Raw genomic sequence first — 10443 nt, 5'->3', positions numbered from 1 at the left:
TCGTTCTCGGTGGCGCGTTCGGGGGGAGGCGCTGGGGCAGCGCCGGGACGGCGCCCGGGACGGATGTCGCGTCCCGGGCGCCGCGAGGGTCAACCGGCGTTGGCGGCGAACCAGTCGTCCATGGCCTGCAGCACCTGGTCGGCGGGTGCGCCGCCGAGCAGGGCCTGGGCCTGCGTGTTGATCTCGCCGGAGTAGCCGTCGGGGAGCGTGCGCTCGCCGTAGCCGCCGCCGGTGGGCGTGTAGGCCTCGGCCGGGGTGTCGGCCACGATCTGCAGCAGCTCCTCGCCGAGCGGCGTCATGTCGTACTCGTAGCCGTCGCGGAAGTTGCCGTCGACCGCGAGCTGGTCGCTCACCGCGGTCTGGTCGGTGGTGAGGAACTCGATGAGCTTCGCCGCCGCGTCCTGATTCTTGCTCGCCTTGAGGATCGAGTACGGGCTGGCGATGTTGGCGCCCATCGCGGGCTGCTCGTCGGCGCTCATGGCGGGGGCGCGGAAGACGCCGATGTCCGCGGAGTCGGCGGCCTTCGCCTGCGTGCCGGCGAACCAGCTGCCCATCGAGTACACCGCCGTCTTGCCCGAGAGGAAGGCCTGCTCGGCGTCCGGGTACTTGATGCCCAGGGCGTCGCCGGGGATGTAGCCCTCGGACACCCAGTCCGCGTAGGTCTCGACCGCATCGCCGTAGGTCTCGCTGAAGGTGACGTCGCCTGCCGAGATGTCCTGGAACCACTCCGGGTCCTCGGCGATGATGGTCGGCAGTCCCAGCGCCTGCAGGGTGTGGCTCGTCATCCAGTCGCCGCCGGTCTGGACGGGCGTCCACCCGGCGTCCTTGAGCTTGCCGAGGGCCTCGGTGAGCTCGTCGACCGTGGTCGGCACCTCCGTGATCCCCGCCTCCTCGAACGCCGTCTTGTTGTAGAAGAAGAGGCTCTGCAGCTGCACGCCGATGCCGGCCATGTAGTTCTTGCCGTCGATCGAGTACTGGTCGGCGAGCGGACCGGACGACGCCCACTCGTACTGCGAGAGGTCGACGAGCTCGGGAGCGAGCTTGGTGGTGGGGGCGATGGACTGCACGACGTCGGGAGCGTCGCCGGCGGCCAGCAGGCGCGGCACGGCGGCTTCGACGCCCTCCGCACCCGGGTTCTGGATGACGACGTCGATGTTCGGGTTGGCGTCCTCGAACGGCGCGACGAGGTCGTTCCAGAACTCCTCGGTCAGGTTCGGGGTGACGTTCACGAGCATGCGCACGGTGACGTCGCCGCCGGCGTCACCGCCGTCGTCGCCGGCGGTGGTCGAGCAGCCGGCGATGGCGAGGGCGGACACCGCCGCGATGCCGGCGAGGGGGAGGACTCGGGCCTTGATCATCGTTGATCCTTTCCTGATGCATGAGGGAGGGCCGCTCGCGACATTACACTAATCGATAATCGTTTGTGAAGAGCGGGCAGCATCGAACCCGCTCGGACCGCATTCCGGTCTGCGGCCTCCGAGCGGGGCGCGCGGCGCGGTCAGCCGGCGGCGCGGCGGGCGCGGTACGCCGCCACGGCGTTGCGATTGGCGCAGCTCGTCGAGCAGTAGCGCTTGGAGCGGTTGCGGGAGAGGTCGAGGGCGATCGCCTGGCATGTCCCGTCCGCGCAGACGGTGAGGCGAGAGCCCTCGTCCGTGCGGATGACGTCGATCAGGGCCATCGCCGTCTCCACGAGCACCCGTTCGGCGAGCGGGCGTTCGTCGGCGAGCCCGTGCAGGTGCCAGTCCAGCTCGCCGTGGCGGACGAGGCGAGGGGTCAGGCGCACCTCGGCGAGGGCGGCGTTGACATGCGCGGCCATCTCGTCGCGCGGAGCGAGCAGCATGGCGCGGAGGCGCGGCCGCAGAGCGCGGAGGTCGTCGAGCTCCACCGTGTCCCCGTCGACCCGTCCCGTGTACGGGAACACCCGAAGGAAGGCCTTCTCGTCGTCGATGTCGACCAGGGTGTCCGGGTCCTCCGCCGAGTTCGCGAGCCAGACCGCTGCGCGCAGCGCATCCTCCGTGTCATCGGTGAAGACCATGTTGACAGCTTACTCCCGCCGGCGTAGCGTCATCCCTCATGAGCACCGTGGCTGATGACACTCCGCGGACCCGGACCGGGGTGCGCCTCGGCCTGCCGCTCGCTGTCGCCGCCGCCTTCGCGTTCGGCTCCTCCGGGGCCTGGGCGCGCGGACTCATCGATGCGGGGTGGACGCCGGGGGCCGCCGTCACGGTGCGGGTCTGGGTCGCGGCGCTCGTGCTGCTCGTCCCCACGGTCCTCGCGCTTCGCGGGCGGTGGCGTGCTCTCCGGCAGAACGCGGGGATGGTCGCCGCCTACGGCCTCCTCGCCGTCGCGGCCACCCAGCTCTGCTACTTCCAGGCCGTGGCGCTGATGGACGTCGGGATCGCGCTGCTCATCGAGTACACCGCCCCGGTCGCGGTGCTCCTTTGGCTCTGGCTGCGCCGGGGCGAGCGGCCCACGCGGCGCAGCATCCTCGGTGCCGTCATCGCCTTCGTCGGGCTCGTCCTCATGCTCGACATCCTCACCGGGGCGCAGGTGGACGTCGTCGGTGTCCTCTGGGCGCTCGGGGCGATGGTGGGGGCCGCGAGCTACTTCGTGCTGTCCGCCCGGGCCGACACCGGGATCCCGCCGATCGCCCTCGCGGGCAGCGGGCTGCTGCTCGGTGCCGTGGGTCTGAGCCTCGCCGCGCTCATCGGCGTGCTCCCGTTCGCGTGGACGACCGCCGACGTCCTCTACCGGTTCGGCGCGGTGCCGTGGTTCGTGCCGGTCCTCGCGATCGGCGTGATCGCCACGGCCCTCGCGTACGTGCTCGGCATCGTCTCGACGCGGATGCTCGGCTCCCGGCTGGCCTCGTTCGTCGCGCTCGCCGAGGTCGTGGCGGCCCTGCTCTTCGGCTGGCTCCTGCTCGGCCAGCTCCCCGGCCCGCTGCAGGCCCTCGGGGGCGTGCTCGTGCTCGCCGGCGTGGTCGTGGTCAAACTGGGCGAGCCCCGTCCTGCCGCCTGAGCCCACTCGCGCGCACAACATCGGAGATCGGAGCCGACACGCCGGCCTCCGGCCTCGCGGTGCCGCGTGTCCCGGCCGATCTCCGAAGCTGTGCCCGGACGAGGAAGGGGGCGGGGGAGGCTATGTATACGAATGGACCGCTCGCGCCCGAGAAGTCGACCGAGTGGGGCTGTTTATGTATACACTGGCGGAATGGTCCTCCCTGTCGAGCGCACGTCCATGGGCGATCGTGCCTATGCGGCGCTCCTCGACGGCATCCAGTCCGGGGAGCTGCCGGCCGGTTTCGTGCTCGGCGAGGTGGAGCAGGCCGAGCGCCTGGGTGTGAGCCGGACGCCGCTGCGGGAGGCTCTGCGTCGCCTGGCCGCCGACGGTCTGGTCGTGCAGCAGTCGCCCCGCGTCACCGTCGTCGCCGACCTCGACGCCGACGACATCCGGTCCCTGTTCGAGATCCGCCGCGCGCTGGAGGAGACCTCCGCCCGGCTCGCCGCCGTCCGGGGTGACGCCGACCGGTTCGCCGCGCTCGCCGCCGAGTTCGCGCACGTGGACCTCACCAGGGCCGAGGGGCGTGACGCCTACTACGCCCTGATCGCGCGATTCGATACGGCCCTCGACGACGCGGTCGCCAACGACTACATCGCTGCGGCGCTGCGCACGGTCCGCACCCACCTCGTCCGCGTGCGGCGCATGGCGCGGGACAAGCCCGCCCGGCTCGCCGCCTCCGCCGCCGAGCACCGCACGATCGCCGAGGCGCTCGCCGCCCGCGACGGCGACCTCGCCGCCCATGCCACGCACGTGCACCTGCACAACGCGCTCACCGGCATCCTCGACTCCCTCCCCGACAGCGAAGGACACTCATGACCGTCACCCACCACGTCCGCGTGCACGCCAGCTCCGAGAACCTCGCACGCGAGGACCAGCTCGCGTGGAAGATCGCCGAGGTCGCGGTCGACCAGGTCGAGGTCGAGCAGCCCGTCGTCGACATGATCATCAACCGCATCATCGACAACGCCGCCGTCGCCGCCGCCTCTCTCACCCGCGCGCCGATCATCGCCGCCCGCGCGCAGGCGTTCAGCCACCCCGTCTCGACGGGCGGGGCCGGCGCCAACCTGTTCGGAACGCCGCTCGACCGCCGCACCAGCCCGGAGTGGGCGGCCTGGGCGAACGGCGTGGCGGTGCGCGAGCTCGATTACCACGACACGTTTCTCGCCGCCGAGTACTCGCACCCGGGCGACAACATCCCGCCGATCCTCGCGGTCGCGCAGCACACCGGCAAGGACGGCCGCGCGCTCGTGCGCGGCATCGCCACCGGCTACGAGATCCAGATGGACCTCGTGCGCGCGGTCTGCCTGCACAAGCACAAGATCGATCACGTCGCGCACCTCGGCCCGTCCGCCGCCGCCGGCATCGGAACGCTGCTGGGCCTCGACGTCGAGACGATCTACCAGGCGGTCGGCCAGGCGCTGCACACCACGACCGCCACGCGTCAGAGCCGCAAGGGCGAGATCTCCACCTGGAAGGCGCACGCCCCGGCCTTCGCCGGGAAGATGGCCGTCGAGGCGGTCGACCGGGCGATGCGCGGACAGACGAGCCCGGCACCGATCTACGAAGGCGAGGACGGCGTGATCGCCTGGATGCTCGACGGGAAGGACGCGGCCTACGAGGTGCCGCTGCCCGCCGCCGGTGAGCCCAAGCGCGCGATCCTCGACTCGTACACGAAGGAGCACTCCGCGGAGTACCAGGCGCAGGCGTGGATCGACCTCGCCCGCAAGCTCGGCACCGCGAATCCGGCCCTCCGCGACCCCGCGAACATCGCGTCGATCGTGCTGCACACCAGCCACCACACGCACTATGTGATCGGCTCGGGCGCGAACGACCCCCAGAAGTACGACCCGATGGCCTCCCGCGAGACCCTCGACCACTCCATCCCGTACATCTTCGCGGTGGCGCTGCAGGACGGCGGCTGGCACCACGTCGACTCCTACACGCCGGAGCGCGCCGGCCGCGCCGACACCGTCGCGCTGTGGCACAAGATCACCACGGCCGAGGACGCGGAATGGACCCGCCGCTACCACTCGGAGGACCCGGACGAGAAGGCCTTCGGCGGTCGCGTCGAGATCCGCCTCACCGACGGCTCGACCGTGGTCGACGAGATCGCCGTCGCCGACGCCCACCCCCTCGGCGCGCGCCCGTTCGCGCGGGAGAACTACATCGCCAAGTTCCGCCTGCTCGCGGAGCCCGTGCTCGAGCCCGCCGAGATCGAGCGGTTCCTCGAGCTCGTGCAGCGCCTGCCCGAGCTCACGGCCGCCGAGGTCGCCGAGCTCTCGATCGTCGCGATGCCGGGTCTGCTCGACGACGCCGACGCCCCGACGGGCCTGTTCTGATGCCCTTCGACAGGCTCAGGGACCCAGTCCACTGGGTTGCTGAGCCTGTCGAAGCACCGCTGAGCCTGTCGAAGCGCCGCTGGGTTGCTGAGCTTGTCGAAGCATGCTGAGCCTGTCGAAGCACGATCACGAAGGAGCAACTGATGCTGTACTCCACCACGACGCCCGCCGAGAAGCGGCGGCTGTTCCGGGAGCGGCTCGCCTCGGGGGAGCTGCTGCGGTTCCCCGGCGCGTTCAACCCGCTGAGCGCCCGGCTCATCGAGGAGAAGGGGTTCGAGGGCGTCTACATCTCGGGCGCCGTGCTCTCCGCGGACCTCGGGCTGCCGGACATCGGCCTCACCACGCTCACCGAGGTCGCCGGGCGCGCGAAGCAGATCGCCCGCATGACCGAGCTGCCCGCGATCGTCGACGCCGACACCGGCTTCGGTGAGCCGATGAACGTCGCCCGCACGATCCAGGAGCTCGAAGACGCGGGCCTCGCCGGCACCCACATCGAGGACCAGATCAACCCGAAGCGCTGCGGACACCTCGACGGCAAGGCCGTGGTGGACGAGGATACCGCGATCAAGCGGATCCGCGCGGCCGCCGATGCCCGCCGTGACGAGAACTTCCTGATCATGGCGCGCACCGACATCCGCGCGATCGAGGGGCTGGACGCGGCGATCGACCGGGCCAAGGCGCTCGTCGACGCGGGGGCGGACGCGATCTTCCCCGAGGCGATGCGCACGATCGGCGAGTTCGAAGCCATGGCCGCGGCGCTGGACGTGCCGATCCTCGCGAACATGACCGAGTTCGGCAAGAGCGAGCTGTTCTCCGTCGACGCTCTCCGTGATGCGGGGGTGCGCATGGTCATCTGGCCGGTGTCGCTGCTGCGGATCGCGATGGGGGCGGCGGGCCGTGCGCTCGATACGCTGAACGACGAGGGGCACCTGACCTCGAAGCTCGGGGAGATGCAGCACCGCGCCGACCTCTACGAGCTGATCGACTACGAGTCGTACAACCGTTTCGACTCCGGCGTCTTCAACTTCACACTCGACAACACCGGTCGCTGAGCGCAGCGAAGCGGACACACGACGCGGTTGCTGAGCGAGGAGCGCAGCGACGAGTCGAAGTACACGAAGGAGTGGCCATGACCGAGCCGGACATCAAGAAGGGCCTCGCGGGGGTCGTCGTCGACACGACGGCGATCTCGAAGGTCAACCCCGAGACGAACAGCCTGCTCTACCGCGGCTATCCCGTGCAGGAGCTCGCGGACACGCAGTCCTTCGAGGCTGTGGCGTACCTGCTGTGGAACGGCGAGCTGCCGACGGGCGACGAGCTCGCCGCATTCCGGCTGGAGGAGCGGAAGCACCGCGCCCTGGCCGACAATGTGAAGGCCGCCATCGACCTCGTGCCGCTCGAGGCGCACCCGATGGACGAGGTGCGCACCGCCGTGAGCCTGATCGGCGCATCCGACCCCGAGGCCGGCGGTTCCGTGCTCGACGCCGGTGGCAGCCCCGAGCAGAACCTGGCGCGCAGCATCCGCCTGTTCGCCGCGCTGCCGGCCATCGTCGCCTACGGCCAGCGTCGCCGTCGCGGCCAGGAGCTCATCGCTCCGCGCGACGACCTCGACTACTCGGCGAACTTCCTCTGGATGACCTTCGGGGAGGAGGCCGACGATGTCGTGGTCGACGCGTTCAACCGATCGATGATCCTCTATGCCGAGCACTCCTTCAACGCCTCGACCTTCACCGCCCGGGTCATCACCTCGACCCTCAGCGACATCTACTCGGCGGTCGTCGGCGCCATCGGCGCGCTCAAGGGCCCGCTGCACGGCGGGGCGAACGAGGCGGTGCTGCACATCTTCACGGAGATCGGCTCGGCGGACGCCGTCGAGGCCTGGCTCGACAAGGCCCTCGCGGAGAAGCGCAAGATCATGGGCTTCGGGCACCGCGTCTACAAGAACGGCGACTCCCGCGTGCCGACGATGAAGGCCGCGCTGGACACCCTCGTCGCGCACTACGGCCGGGAGGACGTCGCCGCGCTGTACGACGCGCTGGAGTCGCAGTTCGTCGAGCGCAAGGGGATCCACCCGAACCTCGACTACCCGTCCGGTCCCGCATACAGCCTCATCGGCTTCGACACCCTCACCTTCACGCCGCTCTTCGTCGCGGCACGGGTGACGGGGTGGACCGCCCACGTCATCGAGCAGGCCGGCGCGAACGCCCTGATCCGCCCGCTGTCGCACTACGACGGCCCCGACGAGCGGCACATCGCCCGCTGACGGCGTTCAGAGCGTGCGGAGCCAGCGGCGCAGCCGGCTCCGTGCGTTCGCGTACGGCGACGAGGTGTTGAGCGAGATCATGCGTCCGAGCGTCCACCGCCGGTACCAGGGGGCGCCGTAGAGCTCCTCCTCCGAGCGGTCGCGGACGAGCTCCACGATCCGGCGTTCGGCATCGTCGAGGCGGGCGCGGAGGTCGTCCCAGGACTCGTGCTCGTGCTCGCGGTAGAAGCGGAGCGCGAGTGACCCGAGGTCGTTCCACGCCGCACCGGGCGCCGGGAACTCGTCGGGGAGGCCGGCGGCGCGGCGCTCGTTCCAGACGAGGACCTGCTCGTTCCAGCCGATGAGGTAGGCCACGAGATCGGCGGGACTCATCGAGGTGCCGGCTGCGTGCCCCGGGAGCACCTTCTCCCGGACGTGGGTCGCAGGTACCCGGTCGAGGTCGTCGGACAGCCGGGCATAGGACGTCTCGATGGCGGCGAGCAGCTGCTCCTTCGTCGCGGGGACGCCGGACATCGCCCCACCTCCGTTCGAATCGCCTGATTGGCTCCATTCTCGCCCGGGATGGGGCCATTCGCGCGATTCGAAGCGGTAGCGTGCCGACGGCCCCGGGTCAAGCGGATGCGGCGGATTTCCGGGAGGAGTAAACCGGATCCGGGACGACAGCGTGTCCCGCGAGAAGGAGGCCCCCATGTCCGCGTCCGACGTCACCGTCAAGGAGGTCCGGTCGCTCGTCCCCGCGCGCATGGACCGGCTCCCCTGGTCGCGCTTCCACTGGATGATCGTCGTCGGACTCGGGTTCTCCTGGATCCTCGACGGCCTCGAGGTGCAGATCGTCGCGGCCAACGGCTACGCGCAGACGCTGGGGATGGGCCCGGCCGAGGTCGGCCTCGCCGGCACCTGCTACCTGCTGGGCCAGGTGTTCGGCGCCCTCGTGTTCGGCCGTCTCGCCGACCGCCTCGGCCGCAAGAACCTCTTCCTGCTCTCGCTCGGGGTGTACCTCGTCGGCTCGGCCGTCGCCGGCCTCGCGTTCGCCCCCTGGTTCTTCTACATCTGGCGCTTCGTCGCCGGGGCGGGCATCGGCGGCGAGTACGCGGCCATCAACTCGGCCATCGACGAGATCATCCCCGCGAGGTACCGCGGCCGGGTCGACATCGCCATCAACGGCACCTACTGGGGCGGTGCGGCCCTCGGCGCCGTCGCCAACATGTTCTTCCTCAACACCGACATCCTGCCCGCCGACATCGGCTGGCGGCTGAGCTTCTTCCTCGGCCCGATCCTCGGCCTCCTCATCATCTGGCTGCGACGGCACATCCCGGAGAGCCCGCGCTGGCAGATGACGCACGGCCGCGAGGAGGAGGCGGAACGCAACGTCGACGAGATCGAGGAGCGCATCCGCAAGGAGGGCAAGACGATCGAGCCCGTCGACGAGAGCAAGGCCATCACGGTCAAGGAATACGGCAGCGTCCCGTTCCTCGTGATCGCGAAGGTGCTGTTCAAGAAGTACCCGCGGCGCACGCTCGTCGGCATCACGATGATGGTCACGCAGTCCTTCCTCTACAACGCGATCTTCTTCACGTACGCGCTCGTGCTGGAGAACTTCTACGACACCCCGCCGGCATCCGCGTCGCAGTACTTCATCGTCTTCGCGGTGGGCAACCTCGCCGGCGCCCTCATCCTCGGCCACTTCTTCGACACGTGGGGTCGTCGGCGGATGCTGTTCGGCACCTACGTGCTCGCGGGACTGATCCTGCTCGTCAGCGCCTTCCTCTTCAACGCGGGCGTGTTGAACGCGGGCACGCACACGGCGTTCTGGTGTGCATCGTTCTTCTTCGCCTCGGCCGGGGCCTCCGCCGCCTATCTGACGGTGAGCGAGATCTTCCCGCTCGAACTGCGCAGCCAGGTGATCTCCTACGTCTTCTCGATCGGGCAGCTCGTCGGCGCCGTCGCCCCGGTGCTCTACGGCGCGCTGATCGGTGCGAGCGCGGAGTCCGGCGACCGCGGTCCGCTGTTCTGGGGCTACGTGCTCGGTGCGGCCATCATGATGTTCGGCGGTGTCGTGTGCGGCGTCTTCGGCGTCAGTGCCGCCGGGAAGTCGCTGGAGGACATCGCCGATCCGCTCTCGCTCGTCGAACCGGCGAAGAAGGGTGTCACCCCGGGTGCGGAGGCCGGCTCCTGAGGGGCGGCGCTAGCGGGCGAGCCAGTTCCGCAGGGAGCGCGTGACGAACGGAAGCACCCAGTACGTCATGATCGGCGTGAGCACGAGGGTGGTGATGAGCACGCGGAGCCACAGCGGCACGGCGTCCCATCCCGGCACCGGGCTCATGGCGTAGGTGAACGCGAGGTTCACGGGGAAGAAGCCGAGCCAGATCGAGACGGCCTGCTTCCACCGCGGCGGCGCGGGGGCGACGGTCACGGTGCTGGTCGTGCCATCCGGGTCGACGACGGGGATGGAGCCCGTGGACGGCTCGTCGAACCACCCCTCGATGCCGGAGCGGCGCTTGGACCGCTCGCTGCGGACGAAGCCCTGGCCCATCGACAGCCACCACGCGCGTTCCGCGGACTGCTCCCACGCGGTGAGCGCGTCCTCGCTCGCGAACCGGTAGAGCATGTGCCAGACCTGGGAGTCCTCGCCGGCACGGACCCAGCCGGAGCCGAGGAATCCCGGGTACTTCGTCGCGAGGTTCACCCCGGTCTGCACCCACGCGGTGGCCTCGGCGATGCGCTCCGGGTCGACCTCGCGGCGGATGGAGACGGTGACGGGCGCGGATGCGGACATGGTGC

Annotated in this window: 10 protein-coding genes; 6 read left to right on the top strand and 4 right to left on the bottom strand. The window is 70.2% G+C overall.

Features of this window, described 5'->3' with window-relative positions:
* Nucleotides 1-89: 89 nt before the first annotated feature.
* Both AUV07_RS13890 and AUV07_RS13885 read right to left on the bottom strand, forming a co-directional pair.
* The gene (locus AUV07_RS13890) at nt 90-1358 is read right to left on the bottom strand and encodes an ABC transporter substrate-binding protein (RefSeq protein ID WP_062637025.1); all 1269 of its coding nucleotides are present in this window, start codon (nt 1356-1358) and stop codon (nt 90-92) included.
* Nucleotides 1359-1498: 140 nt separating this feature from the next.
* Nucleotides 1499-2035, bottom strand: a complete 537-nt coding sequence (locus AUV07_RS13885; protein ID WP_062637024.1) for a CGNR zinc finger domain-containing protein — start codon at nt 2033-2035, stop codon at nt 1499-1501.
* Between the two features lie 38 nt (nt 2036-2073).
* Between AUV07_RS13885 and AUV07_RS13880 the strand changes: the two genes are divergently transcribed.
* From AUV07_RS13880 to AUV07_RS13860, 5 genes are all read left to right on the top strand, one after another.
* On the top strand, nt 2074-3018 hold the full coding sequence (locus AUV07_RS13880; RefSeq protein ID WP_062637022.1) for an EamA family transporter: 945 nt from the start codon (nt 2074-2076) through the stop codon (nt 3016-3018).
* Between the two features lie 192 nt (nt 3019-3210).
* Nucleotides 3211-3876: a GntR family transcriptional regulator gene (locus tag AUV07_RS13875; protein ID WP_082802973.1), complete on the top strand. Its 666-nt coding sequence runs from the start codon at nt 3211-3213 to the stop codon at nt 3874-3876.
* Nucleotides 3873-5399 carry an MmgE/PrpD family protein gene (locus AUV07_RS13870; RefSeq protein WP_062637020.1) on the top strand — a complete coding sequence of 509 codons (1527 nt, stop codon included), beginning with the start codon at nt 3873-3875 and terminating at the stop codon, nt 5397-5399. The genes AUV07_RS13875 and AUV07_RS13870 overlap by 4 nt, the downstream gene beginning before the upstream one ends.
* A gap of 143 nt (nt 5400-5542) precedes the next feature.
* Entirely contained in the window at nt 5543-6451 is a 909-nt protein-coding gene (gene prpB / locus AUV07_RS13865; RefSeq protein WP_062637018.1) for a methylisocitrate lyase, read from the top strand.
* A gap of 77 nt (nt 6452-6528) precedes the next feature.
* Nucleotides 6529-7662 (top strand): bifunctional 2-methylcitrate synthase/citrate synthase, encoded by a 1134-nt coding sequence (locus AUV07_RS13860; protein ID WP_062637016.1) that lies wholly within the window; start codon nt 6529-6531, stop codon nt 7660-7662.
* A 6-nt stretch (nt 7663-7668) separates the two neighbouring features.
* On the opposite strand, the gene AUV07_RS13855 is transcribed toward AUV07_RS13860, so the two are convergent.
* Nucleotides 7669-8175: a ClbS/DfsB family four-helix bundle protein gene (locus tag AUV07_RS13855; protein ID WP_062637014.1), complete on the bottom strand. Its 507-nt coding sequence runs from the start codon at nt 8173-8175 to the stop codon at nt 7669-7671.
* A gap of 175 nt (nt 8176-8350) precedes the next feature.
* On the opposite strand from AUV07_RS13855, the gene AUV07_RS13850 reads away from it, so the two are divergent.
* Nucleotides 8351-9838 (top strand): MFS transporter, encoded by a 1488-nt coding sequence (locus AUV07_RS13850; RefSeq protein WP_062637011.1) that lies wholly within the window; start codon nt 8351-8353, stop codon nt 9836-9838.
* 9 nt (nt 9839-9847) lie between these two features.
* On the opposite strand, the gene AUV07_RS13845 is transcribed toward AUV07_RS13850, so the two are convergent.
* Nucleotides 9848-10438, bottom strand: a complete 591-nt coding sequence (locus AUV07_RS13845) for an antibiotic biosynthesis monooxygenase (RefSeq protein WP_062637008.1) — start codon at nt 10436-10438, stop codon at nt 9848-9850.
* Nucleotides 10439-10443: the final 5 nt, after the last annotated feature.

The sequence above is a fragment of the Microbacterium sp. CH1 genome, from assembly GCF_001595495.1.
Taxonomy (GTDB): Bacteria; Actinomycetota; Actinomycetes; order Actinomycetales; family Microbacteriaceae; genus Microbacterium.
The sequence above is the reverse complement of the archived record's forward strand: the minus strand, read 5'-3'. Positions and strand labels throughout refer to the sequence as shown.

Excerpts from the sequence above, each read along its gene's own strand:
- AUV07_RS13890 (WP_062637025.1), bottom strand. The coding sequence starts at position 1,358 with ATGATCAAGGCCCGAGTCCTCCCCCTCGCCGGCATCGCGGCGGTGTCC.
- AUV07_RS13885 (WP_062637024.1), bottom strand. The coding sequence starts at position 2,035 with ATGGTCTTCACCGATGACACGGAGGATGCGCTGCGCGCAGCGGTCTGG.
- AUV07_RS13880 (WP_062637022.1), top strand. The coding sequence starts at position 2,074 with ATGAGCACCGTGGCTGATGACACTCCGCGGACCCGGACCGGGGTGCGC.
- AUV07_RS13875 (WP_082802973.1), top strand. The coding sequence starts at position 3,211 with ATGGTCCTCCCTGTCGAGCGCACGTCCATGGGCGATCGTGCCTATGCG.
- AUV07_RS13870 (WP_062637020.1), top strand. The coding sequence starts at position 3,873 with ATGACCGTCACCCACCACGTCCGCGTGCACGCCAGCTCCGAGAACCTC.
- prpB (WP_062637018.1), top strand. The coding sequence starts at position 5,543 with ATGCTGTACTCCACCACGACGCCCGCCGAGAAGCGGCGGCTGTTCCGG.
- AUV07_RS13860 (WP_062637016.1), top strand. The coding sequence starts at position 6,529 with ATGACCGAGCCGGACATCAAGAAGGGCCTCGCGGGGGTCGTCGTCGAC.
- AUV07_RS13855 (WP_062637014.1), bottom strand. The coding sequence starts at position 8,175 with ATGTCCGGCGTCCCCGCGACGAAGGAGCAGCTGCTCGCCGCCATCGAG.
- AUV07_RS13850 (WP_062637011.1), top strand. The coding sequence starts at position 8,351 with ATGTCCGCGTCCGACGTCACCGTCAAGGAGGTCCGGTCGCTCGTCCCC.
- AUV07_RS13845 (WP_062637008.1), bottom strand. The coding sequence starts at position 10,438 with ATGTCCGCATCCGCGCCCGTCACCGTCTCCATCCGCCGCGAGGTCGAC.